Consider the following 19,714-nt stretch of genomic DNA (forward strand, 5'->3'; position numbering starts at 1 on the left):
GGACGGTTGTCACTGACTTCGGCTCGTCAGGTTGACGTCGGGATGATCCCGGCGGGTGAGGTGCTGCCGCCGTACAGGATGGCCGTGGACGAGGTCGTCTATGTGGTCTCGGGCAACGGCACCACCAAGATCTGGGCTGAGAACGAACGCCAGGACGAGGGGCACACCTTTGAGTGGAACGACCGGGCGCTGTTCATGGTGCCGCCCAACCAGTACCGGCAGTTCGGCAACATGCGTGGCGACAGGCCCGTACGGCTGCTGCACTACGACTATCTGCCGCTGGCCATGTCCGTCGTCCCCGACCCGGACTTCTTCCTCGACGACGACTACGCGGCCCGTAGCGCCACCGCGGGACACCTCAAGTCGCTGTTCTCCGAGGCGCAGCAGATCGCGGGCGGCGAGGGGCTGCGCTGGATCACCGGCAAAGGCAAGGGCGTCGCATACTGGTACGGCAACCTCTTCCCGGACATGAGCGCCTGGGACAACCTGGACTCCAACGCCTACCGGGGCGCCGGAGGCCGCACGGTGCGCATCCAGTTCGCCGAGTCCGACATGAGCTGCCATATGTCGGTCTTCGACGCCAAGACGTACAAGAAGGCGCACCGGCACGGCCCGGGCCGGGTCATTGTCATCCCCAGCGGCGAGGGCTACTCGGTGATGTGGCTCGAGGGCGGGGAGCGGGTCGGGGTGCCCTGGCAGGAGGCGGCGCTGTTCGTGCCGCCGGATCGCTGGTTCCACCAGCACTTCAACCTGGGTGACAAGCCGGCGCGCTATCTGGCGTTGCATCCGCCGATCCAGTTCGCCGGGTACGCGGAGAAGGCGGAGGACCGGGCGCGCGACCAGATCGAGTACCCCCAGGAAGATCCGTGGATACGGAAGCACTTCGAGAGCGAACTCGCCAAGCGCGGCCTGACCAGCCTGATGCCGCCTGAGGCATACGAGAGCAAGGCGGACGCCTGGAAGTAAAGAAGAGTTCGACTCGTCTCGAGTGATGTGCTGTGGGGAAGACGTTGATTGGGATCTTGGGCAGGTCTTCCCCTGAGGGGAGGAGGCGATATCCGGTGGGGTCGTTGTTCGAAGCGATCGAGGCCGAGGAACTGGAGCAGGGTCAGGCTGCGAGTGGAGTCGACACCGTTGACATCGCGTGACCGACAATCAAGCTCCCGTTCTCACCGCCGAAGCAGTGGCGCCTCATACATCGCCCTACTGGTCCCCGGACAACTCGCAGAGAACAGGCGCCCACCCTGGCACTGCGATGTCGGAAGCAGGCCTCCACGTGTGGACTACCTGTGCATGCCGAGTTCATCGAAAGCAGCCCGCCGCTGCGCTACGCGCTCGCATCTTCGCTGCGTCGCAGGTCCTCGTGGCGGCCCCCGTCAGCAGGGGGGTACCTGGCGCGGCTTGTTGGTGACTACCGCGTGGGTGCCTGAGCTGACGGTATGTCCGTTCGAGCCCGGCTTCTGGTCGGTGCTCCGGTGTCGGGACACGGCATCGAAGCGCACGAGTGGCCGGCGGCGAGTCTTTACCGGCCGGGCTCTGCGGAAGCGTTCGTCACGAGCCCGGTGAACCGTCGAGATCGGCAAGGCCCTCGGCATCAACTGTCGTGGGACCGGAGGAACTCCAGGATGCGGGCCGGTGCCCTCTGCGCCGTCTGCTCGGCCACCGGGACGTCCCAGTACTCGTGGACGGGCAGGCATTCCTGGAGGTAGCGGGCGGCCGAGGGGGCGTGCGAGGCGTCCTGGCCGGGCACGATCAGCGCCGGTACGTCGAGTGTCATCAGATCCTCCGGCTCCACACCCGGGACGGTGTCGCGGTCGAAGAGCTCGCGCACGCTGCCCGTCACGATCAGGTCGTAGCGGGCCTGGTCGAGGGCGGCGTAGGCCGCGGCGAACGCCTCGTCGGTGCGCAGCAAAGCCGCCCAGGGACCCACGCGGGGGTCCTTGCTGAAGCCGGCCGTCGTGGAGCGGGCCAGGTCGACGACCGCCCCCAGGCCGTGCTCGGCGACGAACGCGAGGTGCTGCACGAAGCGGCGGTGCTGGGCCATCCGGTAGCGGGGCCCGCCGGCGGGGGAGAAGAGCACCAGGCTGCGGACCCGGGCGGGGGCCGCGACGGCGACCGCGGCCGCCGTCGAGCAGCCCACGCAGCCGCCCATGGCGTGGGCGGAGTCGATGCCGAGGTGGTCGAGCAGCCCGAGGGCCTGGTCGACGTACTTCTGCCAGGTGAGCCGTTCGACCCTGCCGCCCGATTGAGCGGCCTCCCGCCGGTCGAAGACAACGCAGGTGTAGTGCGGCGCGAACGCGTCGACGAAGCCCAGGTCCCGGTAGCGGCCGAAGGTGGTCCAGTTCTCCAGGCCTGAGTCGAAGCCGCCCGGGCTGAACATCAGCAGTGCCGGCCCCTCTCCCACCGTCTCGTAGCGGGTGCGGATGCCGTCGAGGTCGACGAAGGGCATGAAGACTCCTAGACGAGTGGTTGGGCAGTGGTCGTAGCCGATAGTGACCTGGTGATGGGGGTGCGCCGAGGTTGCGGTTGTGCCGGATCGCGCAGGTCGTGAACCAGGATCCGCAGAAGTGGGAGGGGCAGTAGCTGCAGTTGACCCCTCCGGACGGGTCACAGCGGTTGACGCGCTCGCGGGAGCGGGCGCGCTTCACGGGTGTGCAGTCCACGATCGACACCGGTTCCCACCACAGGTCGGTTGCCGGTGGCCGGAGCCCGGGCGACCTGCTCGCGGCTGCCCGGGTGAGTTCCGAGTCGGTCGGCCGGGGTGGCCGGCCGCCGGCGCGGGTCTTCAGGCGGTCGCCGATATGCACCTGCAGTGCGGTCAAGAGGGTGACCGACTCGGAACTCACCACCCGATGTCGAACACCCTCATGACGTCCGCGAACCCCGCATCGGAACTACTCGTCTAGATCTTGATGCCGCCGCGGATCTGCCGACCGGCGCGGATGTCGGCCGCGCACTGGCTGAGCGCGTCGTAGGCGAGCCGGGCGACGTTGAGGTAGGTGTCCGGCTCCTTGTCGAGGTTGGCGGCCGAGTATCCGAGCGCCGCGGTCGTCATCCGAATCCGGCCGTCGAGCCATGGCCCGCCGCCGAAGCCGCCCAGCACCGGGATCGACACCGCCTCCACCACGGCGGGCCCGACGACGGGACCGGAGTTGGTGAAGTTGAGCGCGACGGCGCCGGCCGACTCCAGACGCTTGGCCTCGCCGACCAGCTCCTCCAGCATCTCCTCGGGAACCTGGACGGAGCTGGCCGCCGAGTACTCGATGCCGTACTTGAGCGCGGTCTGCGGGGTGATCCCGAACTGCGCGAAGACGGGGATGCCGGCGCGGGTCACCGCCTCCACGGCCTCCGGGAAGTCCGAGGCGCCGTCGAGCTTGACCAGGTCGACGCCGGCCTCCTTGACCAGCCGGATGGCGGCGCGGACGGCGCTGGCCGGGCCCTCCTGGAGCGGGCCGAACGGGAAGTCGCAGCTGAGCAGGGCGCGGCTGACGCCTCGCCGTACCGCCTTCGCGACGACGAGGACCTCCTCCATCGTGATCTCCAGCGGATGCGGCTGACCCCAGAGGTTCACCCCCACGGTGTCGCCGACCGAGACGATCTCGACGCCGACCCGGTCGGCGATGCGCGCCATCTGGTAGTCCCAGGCGACGAGGCACACGCTCTTCTCGCCGGCGGCCTTCATCTCCTGCAGCGACGGAATGGTCACCTTGCCGGCAGCGGCCTGGGCGCTCATGAGCGGGTGGCCCGGAGCAGCTCGAAGAGGTCGTCCTCCTCGGCGGGGACCAGCAGGATGCGGGCGTGCGGCCGAAGCGCGAACAGCGCCTGGCTGGTCAACTGCCCCGGCGTGACGACCAGGCCCGCCGTCATGATGCCGCGGACCTTGCAGGCCGCGCCGATCGTCGCGGCCGCCTCTGCGTTCTGCCCATTGGTGGAGACGAGTACGAGGGTGTTGCTGTCCTCCAGCTCTCCGGCGAGGGGCACCGTCTCACCGGACATGGTGAGGAGGCTGTGCCCCGGGTCGACGGTCGAGTAGAACCTCGCCTGCGCCCACTGCGTCTGCGACACCCGGCGCACGATTTCCTCGGCCGCGGCGTCCAGCGCCACCACCCGGGTGTTCCGGGCGGCCGCCAGGGGATAGTCGATCCGGAAGGCCGCCTCCTCGGCGGTCGCCGCGCGAGCGCAGCTGCTGACCAGGCCGGACTGTGTCACGGCATACTCCTCGGGATATCAGACGGTGGTCTGCGGGACGCCGGGCTTGGCGATCATGGCCTCGCCGATGCCTTCGACGAACGGCTGGTCGGCCGGCAGGACGATGGCAACGGAGCGGACCTTCTGGTCCTGCGCGCGGTTGCCGACCGGCTCCACGCCCTCCTCCGCGAGCGCCAGCGCCGCCTTGCGGAGCTTCTGACGTGCCTTGATGATGCCGGCGTCTGTGGCGACCAGGCGCTCCTTGGTGCGGTCGACGATCGGGCCCATCGACTCCTGCAGCGAGGAGTCCTGCAGAGCGATGCCCTTGATTCCGGAGTACGTCTCGCCGCGGCGCTGGGCCTCGCGGTCCATCAGGTAGTCGTTGTCCTTGTGGGCGAGCGGACGGTAGTTCTCGTCGTTCGCGCTGTGGACACCCATGCCGGCGCGCATGGCCGCGACCTCGGTCTCGGTGAGCCGGCGGGTGGGGTGGTAGTCGAAGCTCCAGGCCCAGCAGTTCTCGTCGTCGATCGGCACCCAGAAGTGGCCGTGCACCGGGTGGTCGCTGCGCGGCGGAACCATCGTGAAGTTGGGCAGCACCCACGGCGTCACACGCCAGTAGTAGTGGCCCTCCTCGGCGTTGCGCCGGGCACCGATCAGCAGGCCGCCCTCGTGGTCGACGACCTCGAAGAACGGCTTGAGGTCGGCCCTGTTGTAGGCGTTGCCCTTCGACCCCTTGAACAGCGGGTCGCTGTCGAGGTTGCCGGAGTGCAGGAAGGTGACGTGGCTGGAGTCGATGCCGCCCTCGAGGGCCTGCAGCCAGTTGCACTCCTGCAACCGCTTGGAGGTGTATGCCTGCCCCTCCGGCACGGTGATGAACTCCCACTCCGGCAGCGGCGGCTGCTTCTCCGGGTCGCCGAGGTAGGCCCACAGTACGTCGCCGAGCTTGACCAGAGGATAGGACTTCAGCTTCACGTTGGCGCAGAAGTTGCTGGTCTCCGGCTCGCTGGGCACCTCGACCGCCTGCCCGGTGTAGTCGTACTTCCAGCCGTGGTAGGGGCAGCGCAGGCCCCCTTCCTCGTTGCGGCCGAACCAGAGGGAGACGCCGCGGTGGGCGCAGAACTCGTCCATCAGACCGTAGCGGCCTTCGGAGTCGCGGATGGCGATCAGCCGCTCCGAGAGGACTTTGACGCGAACCGGCGGGCAGTCGTTCTCCGGAAGCTCTTCCGCCAGCAACACCGGCTGCCAGTAGCGGCGGAACAGTTCGCCCATCGGGGTGCCCGGGCCGGTCTGGGTCAGCAGTTCGTTGATCTCGGTACGCAGCATCGCGCGGTCCTTTCGCCTTATAAAAAAAATAATTATCAGACCATTAGACCGACTGGCAATGGTCGGGGATGACGGAGGTGGCCGGACTGCTAGGCCTGAGTGGGGGGCACGTCGACGACCAGGCCGTTGAGGTCGTCGGTGATCTTGATCTGGCAGCCGAGCCTGCTGGTGGCGCGTCGGTCTTCGACGCCGAGGTCGAGCAGGTCGTCCTCGAGGTCGCCGGGACCTCCGACGCGATCGGCGAAGTCACCGCGCACCCAGACGTGACATGTGGCGCAGGAGTTGTTGCCCCCGCACTCGCCGACGATCCCCGGCACGCCGTTGCGGACCGCGGCGGACATCACCGTCTCTCCGACTGCGGCATCGACGACGCGCTCGTCGCCCTCTGCGTTGACGTAGACCACCTTCGGCACGTGCGACTCCTTCCGGTTATGGCCTAACCAATATACCAATGGCACGTCCACTGCGCCATGCACGGGAGTTGGCGTAGCGAGGTGGCGGCGTGCCGTCACCGCAGAGCTCAAGAAGGCGTGAGGCGGGAAGGACGGGCCGAGCCTCGGTACTGCACGCAGACGTCGCACTGCCGCGAGCGCCCTTCTGCGGGAGACGGCCGCCGCGGCTCGCGCCGCGGTGCAGAGACGGCCAGAGCGTCGATGGCAACGGCGCCGGGCTTTTGAGGGCGAACGCCGACACGGGCGTGGCGAGCGGCCGGTTGTGGAAGTGTGGCGTACCCGGTGCCGCCGACCACCCCGCGAGACCGCGGCGAGGCCGAGGGGGAGCGCTGAGGAGGTCCCCTGGGGCGCGCGCTTCGCGGACAGCGCCAAGCGGTGCCGGGGTCTCGATCTTGTCCCGGCGCAGCTGGTCGACGTGCAGGTTCCCGGCCTCGGCGAAGGCGCCGAGGCTCGACACCGCACCCGTCCTGCAGGACGCCGCGCGCCCGTGCGACGGTATATCCGCGATTGACGCCGGCCGCTCGGCCCCCGAGAGTCTTCGGGCCCCGGAACCCGGTCCCGGGGGCGCGCACGACGGCGCCGTCGTGGAGGCCGTGCGCCAGGAAGATCGGCAGTGCCGTGAACGGCGTGCCGTAGGACTCGGCGCATTCGCTGACGTCCGCCCGGCACGACCTAGATAAGGTAAGACCATTCCGTCGGGGGATTGGTCAGGCCGTTAGCGGGTGTCGTGTGACACTGGGGCTGCCGGAGCCGGGAGGCGGGATGCGGGCGCGGCCGGTATGTCAATGGGTCCGTCGGGCGGGATGCCGGGCGAGGGAGCCCTGTCGGCAAGGTGGTTACTGATCGATCATTTGTCATATCATTAGTCCTCTGGCGCGGGTGAGGCGTTCCGTGGAGTGAGTGGCAGTCGTCCGCACCACCGGCCACAAGTGCACGCACATACGAGGGATGGGGATCGCAGTGGCTGCAATGAAGACAGTTGCTGATGAACCGGCGATGTTCAGCCGAGTGAACGTCGACCGCGTCTCGCAGGCCATCGTCGACCAGATCAAGCTCCTCATTCGTGACGGGCGGCTCCAGCCGGGCGACCGCCTGCCGAGCGAGCGCGAGCTGCGCGAGCGGTTCGGCGTCAGCCGCGTGACGGTGCGCGAGGCGCTCCGGGTGCTCGAGGCCAGCGGACTCGTGACGGTCCGCGTCGGTGCGCACGGCGGCGCGTTCCTCACGACGCCGTCTCCCGAGCGGCTCGGGGAAGGGCTCGCAGACCTGCTGTCGCTCGCCCCGCTGACGGCCGCGAACGTCACCGAGGCCCGGATGATCGTCGAGCTGGGCATCCTGCCCCTCGTCGTGGACCGGGCAACGGAGGAGGACGTCGCCGCGCTGCTGGAGATGGTCGAGGAAGGCGCCCAGGCCCTCAGGGAGGACCGGTACGAGATGGGCATGTCCGCCGCCTTCCACATCCGCGTCGCGGCCTGCACCCACAACCCGGCGATCGAGATGCTCGTGCAGAGCTTCCACGGACCCATGCTGATGTCCCTGGAGCAGGCCCGTGCCGCGGCACCCCTGATGGGGCGCCGAGGCACGGACGAGCACCGCAAGCTCGCGCAGGCGATCGCCAAGCGCGACCTCGAGGCCGCGACGTCGGTGATGCGGACCCACATCAACCGGACGGCCAGGCGGGTCAAGAGCGTCGGCTAGTACGCGGCAGCCGGCCCTCCCGGAAGCCGGCTGCCGCGGGCGCGTCACGCCGTCCTGATGGATGGCGCTCATCCCGGTGACCGGCTGAGCGTGGACGAGGCATTCCCACGTCGCGAGGAGGTGTCACGAGCGCTGCTCGTGCTCCTCGACGACCTGTCACTCCGACAACGGGTGCCCTACGTACTCCACGATCTCATCACTGTCCGTTTGACCAGGTCGCTGCCGTACTGGGCATACATGATGCGTCAGCGGAGAAACCGGCCGGCCGTGCGCAGGCACGGCTCCGAACCGCACGGCCGGCAAAAGCCGGCCCCGGCGGCGAACACTTCGAGCTCATCGAGGCATTCCTCCGCCTCGCGGTGGTTGCATGAGACGTCCGGTCACCTTGACGGTTCCCGACGTTGTCAGCGTGGCCGGCCGCCGGCTGCTTCCCTCCGAGCGCAAACCGAGGTCCGCGGCCCCACCGCGGTCGCCGAAGGAAACGCCCTTCGCCGACCGGATCGCCGCCGCTGCCTCCGTGCTCATCGCCGGTCACCCCGGCGCGGTCGTCGCGCCCGGCGGGCACGCGTACGCCCTCATCGGGTTCCGCGCCGGCGGCGGGCATATCACCAAGATCGAGACCACTCCCTGCGCCCCGAGAACGGTCTCCCTCGCCGGCGCGGCCTGACCGGCCCGACCCGCCAGGGGCGACCTTCTGCGGTCATGTCCCACCGCTCGTCCCGGTTCTGGCCTTGACCCACGTCCCGACGACCGAGGCGGTTGCCCTCCCGTCCAAGATTGGTATATTGGTAAGTCCATTAGGTTGATATCGAAGGATGGGAACCATGCCGAAGGTCGTGTATGTCGACACTGCCGGCGAGGGGCGTGTCATCGACGCGTCCGTCGGGGAGAGTGTCATGAGTGCCGCCGTGCGCAGTGGCGTCCCCGGGATCATCGGCGAGTGCGGCGGCTGCCTCTCGTGCGGTACCTGCCACGTGTGGGTACGCGACGAGTACCTCGACCAGGTCGGCGAGGTCGGCGACATGGAGGACGACCTTCTCGATCTGGCGGTCGGTGACCGACGTGCCGGCAGTCGCCTTTCGTGCCAGATCCGGATGACTTCGGAGCTGGACGGGCTCACTGTTGACGTACCCGACGAGCAGGTCGTCTGACCTTCGAGCGGATGACTGGGCATTACCAGCGGCTTGACGACCTGGTATTCAATCCTCTGGGCGATTGGAGATCGCCCGTGCGAAAGGACTTGCGAGTTGCTCGGAACAGAGTCGGCCGCGCGCTGTCTCCAAGAGCGCCCGCCGGTGCACGAGTACGGGGACGTCCCGGTCGCCGAGCAGACGGCCGGCACCGCGCCGGCGCGGATCCTCGAGTTCCTGGGCAGCGACGGGTGACGCCGCTGGTACTGCTCCGCCACGGCGAGAGCACCGCCAACGCCGGCGACGTCTTCGCCGGTCACCTCGATGTCCCGCTCACGCCGGCCGGTGTCGTAGAGGCGCGTGCCGCCGCGGCCGGGCTCGCCGGCTGGCGCCCGGATGCCGTGCACTCCTCGCCCCTCGCTCGTGCGGCCGGCACGGCGGCGATCGCCGGGAGCCTGCTCGTGCCGGGGCTTGCGGTGGAGCACTACTCAGCGCTCGTCGAGCGTCATTACGGCGCCCTCCAAGGGCTGCGGCGCGACGACGCGCGTGAGCGGTACGGCCACGAAGCGGTCGCGTGCTGGCGGCGGTCGCCGGGCGGGGTGCCTCCTGGGGGAGAGAGCCTGGAGATGCTGCACGAGCGGCTGAGGCCCTACTGGCACCAGGTGCTCGGGCCGCTGCTGGCGTCGGGCAGCTCGGTGCTGGTGGTCGCCCACGGCAACTCGCTGCGCATGCTCCTCGCCCACGTGAGCGGACTGGAGGTGAGCGAGGCGGCCGCCGTCGAGATACCGACGGCCACCCCGCTCCGGCCGGAGGTCAGGCTTCCAGCGCGTTGACTGCGCCCCTCTCTGAGGGTTCCTGGCTCAGGCCGCCTCCTGGAGCGGCGCTCCAGGAGGTCTTGCGCCCTCGTCGCCGGCCGGGGCCAGACCAGCCCGGAGGAGCATCACACGTGCGGAGTTCTTGTCTCCGGGAGAGACCGTTCTGCACGTGGTGCAGGTGTAGGTGCGTTCCGACAGCGGCAGTGCGTGCCTTGGTTCTCGCTCCGCACTGTGCGCAGTCCATGGCGGTGTGTACGGGATGGACCAGGCGGACGTCCTGCCCGTGTTTGGCGGCCCATCTCGATCAGGCCCTTCTTGGTGGCGCCGATCGCCGCGTCCGCCGCCTTGCGTGCCATGGCGGTATGTGCTGAGGAACTTGGGCCGGAAATCCTCCACCGCGATGGCGTCGTGGTCGCGTACGACCTTCTTCGCCCACGTGCGGGCGGTCTCCTGCCGCTGCCGGGCGACCTTCTCAAGGACACACGCGTTCGCGGTCGTTTCCGGCTGTGCCGGACAGGCCTTACGGGCGCTCCGCGCCCGTAAGGCGGATACGGCGACGCTCCGCGTCGCCGTCACATGACGCGATCCCTCCCCGGTGTGAACGCCGGGGCCTGCCCGCAAGAGACTCGGCGACCGAGAGCTGCGCGGGCGCCGCGGATCTTGTTGCAGGCGATGGCCTCGCCCTGTCTCTTCCGCCGAGCACGACCCCGATGTCCACGCGGCCGTCGGCGACTCGCCGGCTCAGGTCGGCGCAGAGCGGCGGGCAGTCGACGACCTCGACCCAGCTGTGCGAGCCGCGGCCGTCGACCTTGCGTCCCTGCGCGGTGAGCCACGCGGAGTGGCGCTCCCTGGGGCGGACGCCGTTGTGGTCTGCGGCGATCGCGATGGGCCTCGCTCAGCCGACCAGGTCGCGGGTGGCGGGCGCGAAGATCGACTCGACGTCCACCGGCTTTGTCAGGATGTGCTGCGCGGCGGCCTGCTCGACGAGCAGCTCGAGGACCGCACGGTTGGGTTCGATGCCGTAGGGGAGCGGGTCGGTGAGCCCGGTCTCGGCCATCACCCGGGCGTACATCCGGTCATCGGCGGTCTCGACGAACCCGGCGCGCAGCCGCTCGACGTACCGTCGCTTGGACTCGGCGAACGCGTCGAAGACGGCCTTCGCGACGTCCGGGTGCGCCTCGAGGGCCTCGTCCTTGACCACGACGAGGTGGTTGATGGGGTAGAGACCGCGGTCGCGCAGGGCGGCGAAGGCGGCCTCCTCCGGATTCGCGATCAGGGAGACGACGTCGGGGTGGTCGACCTTGGCGTTGACGACTGCGTCCAGCTCGCCGGCGAGCAGCATGTCCGCGAGCTTCTTGCCGGGCTCGGCCGGGACGACGTTCGCCGGCGGGCGGTAGGACTCGACGTGCTCGTCGCCGGAGAGGACCCAGGTGACCGAGTCCAGGTCGAGACCGTGCTCGAGCGCCATGATCGCGCGCGCCCAGACGCCGGTGGTGACCGTGTATCCGCGGTTGACGCCGACTCGCTTGCCGGCGAGGTCGCCGGGCTCGGTGATTCCCGAGCCCTTCCGTACGAGGATCGCGCCGTGGTGGAACCCGCGGACCAGGAAGACGGGGAGCGCGGTGAACCGCACGCCGTGCTCGCGCGCGGTGAGATAGGTCGTCAGAGCCATCTCGCAGACGTCGTACGCGAGTTCGCGGACCATCCGCCGGAAGCCGTCGACGAGGACCGGTACCTCCTCGAAGGTCAGGGGGTAGCCGGCAGGGACGACCTCGCCGTCCTTCAGCGCGCGGTTGTTGTCCTGGGTGCGGGTCACAGTCAGCAGGTGCTTGGCCATCGGTCCTCGCCTCGTCCTTCGTGGCATCCGTGCGGGCGGGCTCTATGGCCCGGGTCACAAGGTCGATGGTATATTGGCCTTACCATTCGGCCAACCAGGAGAGCCCATGACCCAGAAGGTGCAGGCGGCGGTACGCATCGCGCCCGGCACGACGGAGATGCAGGAGTTCGAGCTCCCGCCGATCGACGACGACTCCGCCTTGTTGCGGGTAGAGGTCGCCGGCATCTGCGGGACCGACGTGAAGATGTACGCCAACCCGCCGGCCATGATCCACGGCCGGGTGATCATGGGGCACGAGAACGTCGGTGTCATCGCGCAGGCAGGACGCCGGTTCAAGGAGCGTCAAGGGCTCGTGGAGGGCGATCGGGTCTTCGTCGAGCACTACGTCGGCTGCTTCAACTGCGAGTGGTGCCGCATCGGCGAGTACCGCCACTGCGAGGCGACCGACTGGCGGACCAACCCCGATGGCCGACGCTTCGGCTACACCTCTGCGGAGAACCCCGGCACGCTCTGGGGCGGGTTCAGCGAGTACATGTATCTCCCGTGGAACGCCGTCCTCCACAAGGTCCCCGACACGGTCACCCCCGAACTCGCCGGCCTCGTGATGCCGCTCTCGAACGGCATCGAGTGGGCGCTGCTCACCGCCGGTGTCGGATACGCCGACACCGTCCTGATCCAGGGACCGGGCCAGCAGGGCCTCTCGCAGCTGGTCGCGGCCAAGACGGCCGGCGCCTCGAAGATCTTCGTCTCCGGCACGACGCGCGACAAGCACCGCTTCGAGCTCGCCAAGGAACTCGGCGCCGACGAGGTCATCGACGTCCTCACCGAGGACCCTCGCGAGAAGATCATGGACCTCACAGGCGGTCGCGGCGTCGACTTCGTGCTCGACTGCACCTCGCGCGCCGGCACCGCGCCGGTCCTCCTCGGGGTCGACGTCCTCAAGCGCCGTGAGGGCACGCTCCTCATCCAGGGCGAGCTGGCCGCATTCCCTGACTTCCCGGTCAAGAAGGTCACCGAGAAGGCGATCACGATCAAGTCCGCTCGCGGTCACTCGTACAAGGCCTGCGAGCTTGCCGTCGAGCAACTCGCATCGGGCCGCTTCCCGTTGGAGAAGCTCGCGACCCACCGCTACGGCATCGACCAGGTCGACCACGCCATCCGCGTGCTCGCCGGCGAGACAGAGGAGGACGCGATCCACATCTCGCTGATGCCCGAGCTGATCGGGCGCGCCGGTGGGGCGGTCGTCCGATGAGCGGCACGAGTGGGATCGTCGTCACGAACCCGCCCCGCACCGCCGCGGAGACCCGCGACCGTCTGGGCCGGTTCGCCGTCGCCACCATCCACGAGGCCCAGGGGCGCAGCGGACTGATGGCCTCCGCGCTCAACCCGATCTACCCCGGTGCCCACATCTCGGGCACTGCCGTGACGGTGAGCGTGGCGCCGTGCGACAACTGGATGATCCACGTCGCCGTGGAGCAGTGCCGGCCCGGCGACATACTCGTCGTCGCGCCGACCTCGCCGTCGGACGCGGGCTACTTCGGGGAGCTGCTTGCGACCTCCCTCAGGGCACGCGGCGTCCGCGGCCTGGTCATCGACGCGGGCTGCCGCGACGTCGCCGAGCTGCACGCGATGGACTTCCCCGTCTGGTCTCGGGCCGTGTCGGCCGAGGGAACGGTCAAGGAGACCCTCGGCTCGGTGAACACCCCCGTCGTCTGCGGCGGACGGCTCGTCGAGCCGGGTGACGTCATCGTCGCCGACGACGACGGGGTGGTCGTCATACGCCGCGCCGACGCGGACGAGGTTCTCGCCGCCTCCCTGGCGCGGGAGGACAAGGAGGCGCGCCTTCGGGCCCGTTACGCCGAGGGCGAGCTCGGTCTCGACGTCAACTCGATGCGCGAGCGGCTCGCCCGCAAGGGCCTGCGGTATGTGGACTACGACGAGTACGCCAAGGAGGTCCGCGACCGGTGATCATCGACATCCACGGCCACTACACGACGGCTCCGGCGGCGCTGCAAGAGTTCCGCGACGCGCAGCTGGCCGGAGGCCGGGCTGCCCTGGCGCCGGTCTCGGACGAGGAGCTACGCGAGAGCGTCGAGGGCAACCAGCTGCGCATTCTGCGAGAACGCGGCGGTGACCTGATGCTCTTCTCGCCCAAGGCCTCCGGCATGGAGCACCACGTCCCCGACCCCGACATGGCGAACGCCTGGGCGCGGGCCTCCAACGACCTCGTCCACCGGGTGAGCGAGCTGTTTCCCGATCACTTCGCCCCGGTCGCGCAGCTTCCACAGACACCCGAGGGCAACCTCAGCGGCGTCATCGCCGAGCTCCGACGCGCGGTAGAGGAGCTCGGCTTCGTGGGCGCCAACCTCAACCCGGACCCGTCCGGCACCTGGGCCGGAAAGCCGATGACCGACGAGTCGTGGTTCCCGGTCTACGAGGTCCTTCAGGAGCTCGACGTGCCCGCCATGGTGCATGTCTCGACGGCGTGCAACCCGAACTTCCACACCCTCGGGGCGCACTACCTCAACGCCGACACCAGCGTCTTCACACAGCTGCTCCAGTCGCAGCTCTTCCAGCGGTTCCCCGGCGTGCGCTTTGTGATCCCACATGGCGGGGGCGCGGTGCCCTACCACTGGGGCCGCTACCGAGGCCTGGCGATGCGCAACGGCTGGCAGGACCCGGCCGAGCTGCTGTCGAACGTCTACTTCGACACCTGCGTCTACCACCAGCCCGGCATCGACCTGCTGCTCGAGGCGCTTCCGGCCACGAACGTACTCTTCGCCTCCGAGATGCTCGGCGCTGTCCGCGGAGCGGACCCGGACACCGGCATCGCCTGGGACGACACGAAGCAGTACGTCGACCGCGCCGGTCTCGCCGACAAGGACCTGGCGGCGGTGTACGAGGGCAACGCCCGGCGGGTCTACCGGCGGCTCGACCGGCGGCTCGCCGCGATGGGACGGTGACCTTGTGGGCCGACTCCACCTCACCTTCGCCTGCGGCGACTACGACCGCACCCGCGCGCTCGAGGACGGGTCGATCCGACCCGACGGCATCGACCTGACCTTCCTCCGGCTCCCGGTCGAGGAGACGTTCTTCCGCATGCTCCGCCACGGCGAGTTCGACGCCTCGGAGATGTCGCTGTCGACCTACGTCGCCTCGCTCGACCGCGACCCGGCGCCGTTCGTGGCACTGCCGGTGTTCACCTCGCGGATGTTCCGCCACGGCGGCATCTTCATCAACACCTCAGCCGGCATCGAGAAGCCGTCCGACCTGAGGGGAAAACGGATCGGGACGCCGGAGTACCAGCTCACCGCGTGTGTCTGGATCCGCGGCATCCTCGCCGACCGGTACGACGTCCCGCTCGACTCGGTCACCTACCTCACCGGTGGCCAGGAGACGCCCGGCAGGATAGAGAAGGGCGCCGTGGCGACACGCTTCGACATCCAGCCGATCCCGCCCGGCAGGACGCTCTCGCAGATGCTGGCCACCGGCGAGATCGACGCCCTGCACAGTCCGCGGATCCCCAGCTCGTACGTCGCCGACGACGGTCGCGTCGCCCGGCTGTTCCCCGACACCGTCGCGGCGGAGAAGGAGTACTACGCGGCCACCGGAATCTTCCCGATCATGCACGTGGTCGTGCTGCGCCGGGAGGTCTACGAGCGCCACCCGTGGGTCGCCCAGTCCCTGACCAAGGCCCTCACGGCCGCGAAGGACGAGGCGTACGCGCGGATCTACGACGCCTCGGCACTGCGGTTCATGGAGCCGTGGCTCAACCAGCACCTCGAGGACACCCGCCGGCTGCTCGGCCCCGACTACTGGTCCTACGGGCTGGACGCCAACCGGCACGTGCTCGACGTGTTCCTCCGCTACCACCACGAGCAGGGTCTCTCGTCCCGGCTGCGCACCGCCGAGGAACTGTTCGCGGCCGAGTCGACCGAGTCCTTCGTCATCTGAGGGAGGACCTCAGCTGGTGGCGGATCTCGACGAGCTTCGCCGGCAGGTGGCGCTCGGCTGCCGCGTCCTCGCGGCAACCGGCACCACCACGCCACTCCTCGGCCACGTCAGCGTCCAGCTGGTCGACGGCCGCCTGCTCGTACGCTGTCGTGGACCCTTGGAGAGAGGGGCGGGCCGGCTCGACGAGGCCTCGTGGACGCCGACCGAGCCGCTGCGCGCCCGCGCGGAGGAACTCTTTCAGGGCCACGTCGGGGTCGGCGGCGATGCGCGGCGGGATGGTGCGGCCGACTTCGAGGATCTTCCGCACCGCCATGCAGTCACGCGGCGCGTTGACGGCGTCGACCGCGATGAGGCGCCCGCTGCGGTAGTAGGGGAGCGAGAACCGCTCGCTGTCGGGGGCGCCCCTGAGCACGGTCTCGTCTGGTGCGCGCGGACTCGCCGATCACGATCCCGCCCGGTCGAGCCCGATCTCATCGGCCGGCTCGGCGTGGGGGATGAGGCCGATGCGACGTCGGCCGGGACGATCCCGCCGGCGGAGAACTCGACACCCTTCACCCGGGCGGTGCCCAGGAGCTCGGTGACACCGGTCTCCACCACGACCTGGGTGCGGCGTTGGTGCGCGGCGAGGAGCGCCACTTTGGATGCAGCCATGTCGCCCGCCTGGTCATTGCCTGAGACCAGCACCACACCGTAATGTGACAGCAAATGGTCTGACCTCACCCCAATTTGTCCGAGTCGGAGGCGGAGCCTGCGCCCGCGTGGGTGGCGGTGACCATCAAAAAACTCTGTAGAACCATTGCATTGGACTGACAATTAGACCTAGCATCACGTCCATGCTGAGGCGAGAGATGCGGACACTGTCAAGTACGGCGGGCCATGATGCTGCACACATCGGCGCGGGGGCCGCGGGCGAGGCACACCTCGAGGCCCGAGATGTCGTGATCGAGTACCCCAAGCCCGGGTCGAAAGAGATGACGACGGCAGTCGAGCGGTGTGACCTGACCCTGGATCGTGGGGACTTCGTCTGCCTGGTCGGCCCCTCCGGCTGCGGCAAGACCACATTCCTCAACGCGGTCGCCGGGTTCGTCAAGATCGCCGAGGGCGCTCTCGAGCTCGACGGACGCCCGATCCCCGGCCCAGGGCCGGACCGGGCGATGGTGTTCCAGCAGGCCAACCTGCTGCCGTGGAGGACCGTCCAGGCGAACGTCAGCTACGGCCTCGAGCTCTCTCGCAAGGCCAAGAAGCCGGCGGCCAGGCAGCGCGCTGACGAACTGCTGGACCTGGTCGGCCTCGCCGGTGTCGGGCAGCAGTATCCGGCGCAGCTCTCCGGCGGCATGCAGGCCCGTGTCAACCTCGCCCGCGCACTGGCGGTCGATCCGGAGATCCTCCTCCTCGACGAGCCCTTCGCCGCGATCGATGCCCAGACTCGCGAGGTCCTTCAGGTCGAACTCCTCCGGGTCTGCGCCGCGCGCGAGGTGACGGCTCTGTTCGTCACCCATGACATCGCCGAGGCCGCGTTCCTCGCGGACCGGGTCTGCGTCTTCAGCCCGCGGCCCGGCCGCATCGTCAAGGAGATCACGGTGCCGTGGGACCGCCCGCGCTCGCACGAGATCCGCCGGACACCCGAGTTCGCGCAGCTGTGTGACGAGATCGCAGATGTTCTCTACGGCGTCAAGGCAGGCGTCGGCGACGAGAAGGAAGGATCCCGATGAGCGCCACCTCTTCCCAGATGCAGGCCCCGCGGACCGAGTCCCGTCCGGGGGCCCCGAGCCCCCGAGCTCAGCGGGTCTCCCGCCGCCGGCTGCCGTCGTGGCTCAGCGAGCAGCGCCTGATCGGCGTCGGCGCCGTCGTCCTCGCACTGGTCGTGTGGGAGGTTGCTGCACTGCTCCGCCTCAAGCCGAAGTTGACCCTCCCCGGCCCGTTCGATGTCATCGATGCCTTCAAGTCCCTGTTCGAAGCCGGAGACATCTGGGTCGACCTGTGGACCAGCGCCCAGGAGCTCCTCATCGGCCTCGGGCTGGCGGTGGTGATCGGTCTGCCGCTTGGCCTGCTGATCGGCTGGTACAAGCGGGCCGCCTGGGCGCTCAATCCATTCATCAACTTTCTCTACGCCACCCCCCGCATCGCACTCACGCCCCTGTTGATCATCTGGCTTGGCATCGGGAGCTCCTCGAAGATCGCGATCGTCTTCCTGATGGCCTTCTTCCCAGTGATCATCAACACCGCGCAGGGCGTTCAGTCCCTCGAACAAGGAGCCGTTCGCGTGGCGCGGTGTTTCGGTGCGAGCGACCTGCAGCTCTTCCGCACCGTTGCCCTGCCCGGCACCGTCCCCTTCGTCGCCAGCGGCATTCGGCTCGCGGTCGGCCAGGCCCTCATCGGCGTCTTCGTGGCCGAGCTCAGCGGCGCACAGCACGGCGTCGGCCTGATGATGAGCACCGCCGGCCAGCAGTTCCAGACCGCGACGGTCTTCGCAGGCCTGTTCATCTTCGCCGCGGCCGGCATCGGTCTGACCTCACTACTGCGCCGGGTCGAGAACCATTTCGCGGCATGGCGTCCGAGCCACGACTGAATTTCTGTCCCAACCCATCCGAAGAAAGACAGCCCCATGAAGCTCAAGCCTGGCGCCACCGGTGCCGCCGGAGTGGCACTCGCCACTGTGCTTGCCATGTCCCTCACCGCCTGCGGCAGTTCCGACACCTCGTCCGATGGAGTCATCACCGTCAGCTACAGCGAAGAGGTCGCTGACGAACTGCCGCTGTGGATCGCCTCGGAGGCCGGCTACTTCAAGGAAGAGGGACTCAACGTCAAGCTCGTCAGCCTCGCCAGTGACCAGGGTTACCCCGCGCTCATCTCAGGACAGACGCAGATCGCCTCGATGGGCGGCTCGCAGATCGTGAGCGGCGCGGCCGCAGGCGGTGACGTCAAGGTGCTGGCCACGATGACACCGGTGTTCCCGTACCAGCTGTACGCGAACGTCGACAGCGCGGCCAAGCTGAAGGGCAAGAAGATCGGCTATACCTCGAAGAGCGGATCCCAATACATCGGAACCCTGGCGGCCCTGAAGAAGATCGGGCTGAGCCCCAGTGACGTGAACCTGGTTCCCCTCGGCTCGGTGACGAACGTCAACAACGCGCTTCTCTCCAAGACCATCGACGCCGCCGCCACGCACCCGCCGGCGAGCCTTCAGTTCGAAGATGCCGGGCTGCACATGGTGCTCGACATCGCTCAGCAGAAGATTCCCAACATCAACGTGGGGATCTCCAGCAAGGGTTCCTACATCAAGGCTCACCCCGACGTCATCGAGAAGTTCATGGCCGGCCTCAAGAAGGGCTTCGATCGCGAGCGCAGCGACCAGAAGTACGCAACCAAGGTACTGGGCGCGCACATCGGTCTCGACAAGCAGCGTGCGCTCGATGAGACGTGGAAGTACTACTCCACCGAGGTCTTCCCTGCCGTCCCCGAGGCGACCAAGGCTCAGCTCGTGTCGGCTCAGGAGTCGCTGGGGGGCTCGGTTCACGGAGTCGACAAGCTCGATCTTTCGAAGCTCATCGATTCGTCCTTCGTCGACAAGGCGTTCAAGGGCAAGTAGCCCGGCCGCGACGTCGGGTTGCCTGAATCGACTCCTCGTACACCATGGCGCTGCGTTCAGATCCTGCCGCGGTACCACGGCCCACGTCGAGGTTCTCGGCGTCGACCTCGCTCGTACGCCTCCTTCCAAGCCGGAATCGCGAAACATGTGTGGCTCCGAGGCGGGATCTGCGCTGATCGGTGCCGGGTAGAGGTGTCAGCGCTCGGTGCGGGCGTGGTGGTCCCGGTAGTCCTCGAAGTCGCCGTTGTCGGGTGGTCACGCCGAGGACGAGGATGGCTTCGGCGCCGTAGACACTTCCTCTCGAGCCTGTGATCGGCGGGATCATCGAAGGAGCAGCCGGACGCCTGATCGCCGACCGCCTGGATCCTTCAGGGAAACCCCCGCTATCAGGCGGGGAGATCGAAGCTTTTTGTGGAGCAGGGCAGAGAAGGCCGGTTCGCTGTCAGGGCGGGCCGGCTTCCGCCGCCAACCGCCGCAGGGGCACGAAGCGGGTTAGTTTGTGAGCTGTGAGCACTGGCGTGAAGCGGGTGTTCAAGTACCGCTTCTGTCCACCGTTGCGCAGGAGGCTGAGCTGCCGCGGACGTTCGGTTGTGTGGCGGAAGGTCTACAACCTGGCTTTGGCGGCGCGCACGCAGGCGTGGATGCTGCGGCGGGAGCAGGTGAACTGCGACGCGATGTCTGTGGTGTTGACGGTGTGGAAGAAGACCGGGGGACTGGCGCATTTGACCAGA

At 68.6% G+C, this 19,714-nt stretch carries 20 protein-coding genes and 3 pseudogenes; 14 read left to right on the top strand and 9 right to left on the bottom strand.

Annotated features, from left to right (window positions below; translation table 11 throughout):
* The first annotated feature begins 42 nt into the window (after positions 1-42).
* Positions 43-966 carry a cupin domain-containing protein gene (locus tag BZY54_RS15385; protein WP_086725755.1) on the top strand — a complete coding sequence of 308 codons (924 nt, stop codon included), beginning with the start codon at positions 43-45 and terminating at the stop codon, positions 964-966.
* 628 nt (positions 967-1,594) lie between these two features.
* On the opposite strand, the gene BZY54_RS15390 is transcribed toward BZY54_RS15385, so the two are convergent.
* From BZY54_RS15390 to BZY54_RS15410, 5 genes are all read right to left on the bottom strand, one after another.
* Complete coding sequence (locus tag BZY54_RS15390) at positions 1,595-2,449, bottom strand: alpha/beta fold hydrolase (RefSeq protein WP_167413999.1); 855 nt, start codon at positions 2,447-2,449, stop codon at positions 1,595-1,597.
* A gap of 453 nt (positions 2,450-2,902) precedes the next feature.
* Entirely contained in the window at positions 2,903-3,733 is an 831-nt protein-coding gene (locus BZY54_RS15395; protein WP_086725756.1) for a 3-methyl-2-oxobutanoate hydroxymethyltransferase, read from the bottom strand.
* Positions 3,730-4,209: a hypothetical protein gene (locus BZY54_RS15400; RefSeq protein ID WP_086725757.1), complete on the bottom strand. Its 480-nt coding sequence runs from the start codon at positions 4,207-4,209 to the stop codon at positions 3,730-3,732. The genes BZY54_RS15395 and BZY54_RS15400 overlap by 4 nt, the downstream gene beginning before the upstream one ends.
* Positions 4,210-4,227: 18 nt before the next feature.
* The gene (locus BZY54_RS15405; protein WP_086725758.1) at positions 4,228-5,511 is read right to left on the bottom strand and encodes an aromatic ring-hydroxylating dioxygenase subunit alpha; all 1,284 of its coding nucleotides are present in this window, start codon (positions 5,509-5,511) and stop codon (positions 4,228-4,230) included.
* Positions 5,512-5,600: 89 nt separating this feature from the next.
* Positions 5,601-5,924: a 2Fe-2S iron-sulfur cluster-binding protein gene (locus BZY54_RS15410; protein ID WP_086725759.1), complete on the bottom strand. Its 324-nt coding sequence runs from the start codon at positions 5,922-5,924 to the stop codon at positions 5,601-5,603.
* Between the two features lie 1,035 nt (positions 5,925-6,959).
* On the opposite strand from BZY54_RS15410, the gene BZY54_RS15415 reads away from it, so the two are divergent.
* The 5 genes from BZY54_RS15415 to BZY54_RS50275 all read left to right on the top strand — a co-directional run bounded on the left by BZY54_RS15415 (position 6,960) and on the right by BZY54_RS50275 (position 9,621).
* The gene (locus BZY54_RS15415; RefSeq protein ID WP_244217175.1) at positions 6,960-7,658 is read left to right on the top strand and encodes a FadR/GntR family transcriptional regulator; all 699 of its coding nucleotides are present in this window, start codon (positions 6,960-6,962) and stop codon (positions 7,656-7,658) included.
* Positions 7,659-8,025: 367 nt separating this feature from the next.
* On the top strand, positions 8,026-8,325 hold the full coding sequence (locus BZY54_RS15420; RefSeq protein WP_143668056.1) for a hypothetical protein: 300 nt from the start codon (positions 8,026-8,028) through the stop codon (positions 8,323-8,325).
* Positions 8,326-8,482: 157 nt separating this feature from the next.
* Positions 8,483-8,809, top strand: coding sequence for a 2Fe-2S iron-sulfur cluster-binding protein (locus BZY54_RS15425; protein ID WP_086725762.1), 327 nt, complete (start codon positions 8,483-8,485; stop codon positions 8,807-8,809).
* A gap of 96 nt (positions 8,810-8,905) precedes the next feature.
* Positions 8,906-9,043 (top strand): hypothetical protein, encoded by a 138-nt coding sequence (locus BZY54_RS50880; RefSeq protein WP_208640664.1) that lies wholly within the window; start codon positions 8,906-8,908, stop codon positions 9,041-9,043.
* Positions 9,040-9,621, top strand: coding sequence for a 2,3-bisphosphoglycerate-dependent phosphoglycerate mutase (locus tag BZY54_RS50275; protein WP_158103869.1), 582 nt, complete (start codon positions 9,040-9,042; stop codon positions 9,619-9,621). Before BZY54_RS50880 ends, BZY54_RS50275 begins: the two co-directional genes overlap by 4 nt.
* 27 nt (positions 9,622-9,648) lie before the next feature.
* On the opposite strand, the pseudogene BZY54_RS53230 reads toward BZY54_RS50275, so the two are convergent.
* The 3 genes and pseudogenes from BZY54_RS53230 to BZY54_RS15440 all read right to left on the bottom strand — a co-directional run.
* Positions 9,649-10,077: pseudogene (locus BZY54_RS53230) on the bottom strand (zinc ribbon domain-containing protein); the annotation flags it as partial.
* A gap of 46 nt (positions 10,078-10,123) precedes the next feature.
* On the bottom strand, positions 10,124-10,489 hold the full coding sequence (locus BZY54_RS55435) for an RpiB/LacA/LacB family sugar-phosphate isomerase (protein ID WP_425276282.1): 366 nt from the start codon (positions 10,487-10,489) through the stop codon (positions 10,124-10,126).
* Between the two features lie 9 nt (positions 10,490-10,498).
* Complete coding sequence (locus tag BZY54_RS15440) at positions 10,499-11,440, bottom strand: ABC transporter substrate-binding protein (protein ID WP_244217176.1); 942 nt, start codon at positions 11,438-11,440, stop codon at positions 10,499-10,501.
* A gap of 106 nt (positions 11,441-11,546) precedes the next feature.
* On the opposite strand from BZY54_RS15440, the gene BZY54_RS15445 reads away from it, so the two are divergent.
* Genes BZY54_RS15445 through BZY54_RS15460 form a run of 4 tightly spaced genes read left to right on the top strand, consistent with a single transcriptional unit; the run spans position 11,547 to position 15,394 of the window.
* Positions 11,547-12,692 carry a zinc-dependent alcohol dehydrogenase gene (locus tag BZY54_RS15445; RefSeq protein WP_086725764.1) on the top strand — a complete coding sequence of 382 codons (1,146 nt, stop codon included), beginning with the start codon at positions 11,547-11,549 and terminating at the stop codon, positions 12,690-12,692.
* The gene (locus tag BZY54_RS15450; protein ID WP_086725765.1) at positions 12,689-13,408 is read left to right on the top strand and encodes a 4-carboxy-4-hydroxy-2-oxoadipate aldolase/oxaloacetate decarboxylase; all 720 of its coding nucleotides are present in this window, start codon (positions 12,689-12,691) and stop codon (positions 13,406-13,408) included. Before BZY54_RS15445 ends, BZY54_RS15450 begins: the two co-directional genes overlap by 4 nt.
* On the top strand, positions 13,405-14,403 hold the full coding sequence (locus BZY54_RS15455; protein WP_086725766.1) for an amidohydrolase family protein: 999 nt from the start codon (positions 13,405-13,407) through the stop codon (positions 14,401-14,403). The genes BZY54_RS15450 and BZY54_RS15455 overlap by 4 nt, the downstream gene beginning before the upstream one ends.
* A gap of 4 nt (positions 14,404-14,407) precedes the next feature.
* A complete protein-coding gene (locus BZY54_RS15460; RefSeq protein ID WP_086725767.1) occupies positions 14,408-15,394 on the top strand; it encodes a substrate-binding domain-containing protein in 987 nt (328 codons plus the stop codon).
* On the opposite strand, the pseudogene BZY54_RS15465 reads toward BZY54_RS15460, so the two are convergent.
* Positions 15,387-15,809, bottom strand: a pseudogene (locus BZY54_RS15465) (oxidoreductase C-terminal domain-containing protein); the annotation flags it as partial. The gene BZY54_RS15460 and the pseudogene BZY54_RS15465 sit on opposite strands and share 8 nt — an antisense overlap.
* 556 nt (positions 15,810-16,365) lie before the next feature.
* Between BZY54_RS15465 and BZY54_RS15470 the strand changes: the two are divergent.
* The 4 genes and pseudogenes from BZY54_RS15470 to BZY54_RS53235 all read left to right on the top strand — a co-directional run.
* Positions 16,366-17,106: an ABC transporter ATP-binding protein gene (locus BZY54_RS15470; protein WP_158103870.1), complete on the top strand. Its 741-nt coding sequence runs from the start codon at positions 16,366-16,368 to the stop codon at positions 17,104-17,106.
* Positions 17,103-17,963: an ABC transporter permease gene (locus BZY54_RS15475; protein WP_086725770.1), complete on the top strand. Its 861-nt coding sequence runs from the start codon at positions 17,103-17,105 to the stop codon at positions 17,961-17,963. The genes BZY54_RS15470 and BZY54_RS15475 overlap by 4 nt, the downstream gene beginning before the upstream one ends.
* A gap of 96 nt (positions 17,964-18,059) precedes the next feature.
* Positions 18,060-18,983, top strand: coding sequence for an ABC transporter substrate-binding protein (locus BZY54_RS15480; RefSeq protein WP_158103871.1), 924 nt, complete (start codon positions 18,060-18,062; stop codon positions 18,981-18,983).
* Positions 18,984-19,489: 506 nt separating this feature from the next.
* Positions 19,490-19,711, top strand: a pseudogene (locus BZY54_RS53235) (helix-turn-helix domain-containing protein); the annotation flags it as partial.
* Positions 19,712-19,714: the final 3 nt, after the last annotated feature.

Source organism: Streptomyces carpinensis (genome assembly GCF_002154505.1).
In the GTDB taxonomy this organism is placed as follows: domain Bacteria; phylum Actinomycetota; class Actinomycetes; order Streptomycetales; family Streptomycetaceae; genus Streptomyces; species Streptomyces carpinensis.

Excerpts from the sequence above, each read along its gene's own strand:
- BZY54_RS15480 (WP_158103871.1), top strand. The coding sequence starts at position 18,060 with ATGTCCCTCACCGCCTGCGGCAGTTCCGACACCTCGTCCGATGGAGTC.
- BZY54_RS15395 (WP_086725756.1), bottom strand. The coding sequence starts at position 3,733 with ATGAGCGCCCAGGCCGCTGCCGGCAAGGTGACCATTCCGTCGCTGCAG.
- BZY54_RS15385 (WP_086725755.1), top strand. The coding sequence starts at position 43 with ATGATCCCGGCGGGTGAGGTGCTGCCGCCGTACAGGATGGCCGTGGAC.
- BZY54_RS15425 (WP_086725762.1), top strand. The coding sequence starts at position 8,483 with ATGCCGAAGGTCGTGTATGTCGACACTGCCGGCGAGGGGCGTGTCATC.
- BZY54_RS15405 (WP_086725758.1), bottom strand. The coding sequence starts at position 5,511 with ATGCTGCGTACCGAGATCAACGAACTGCTGACCCAGACCGGCCCGGGC.
- BZY54_RS15445 (WP_086725764.1), top strand. The coding sequence starts at position 11,547 with ATGACCCAGAAGGTGCAGGCGGCGGTACGCATCGCGCCCGGCACGACG.
- BZY54_RS15440 (WP_244217176.1), bottom strand. The coding sequence starts at position 11,440 with ATGGCCAAGCACCTGCTGACTGTGACCCGCACCCAGGACAACAACCGC.
- BZY54_RS15390 (WP_167413999.1), bottom strand. The coding sequence starts at position 2,449 with ATGCCCTTCGTCGACCTCGACGGCATCCGCACCCGCTACGAGACGGTG.
- BZY54_RS15475 (WP_086725770.1), top strand. The coding sequence starts at position 17,103 with ATGAGCGCCACCTCTTCCCAGATGCAGGCCCCGCGGACCGAGTCCCGT.
- BZY54_RS15420 (WP_143668056.1), top strand. The coding sequence starts at position 8,026 with ATGAGACGTCCGGTCACCTTGACGGTTCCCGACGTTGTCAGCGTGGCC.
- BZY54_RS15470 (WP_158103870.1), top strand. The coding sequence starts at position 16,366 with ATGACGACGGCAGTCGAGCGGTGTGACCTGACCCTGGATCGTGGGGAC.
- BZY54_RS15415 (WP_244217175.1), top strand. The coding sequence starts at position 6,960 with ATGTTCAGCCGAGTGAACGTCGACCGCGTCTCGCAGGCCATCGTCGAC.
- BZY54_RS15450 (WP_086725765.1), top strand. The coding sequence starts at position 12,689 with ATGAGCGGCACGAGTGGGATCGTCGTCACGAACCCGCCCCGCACCGCC.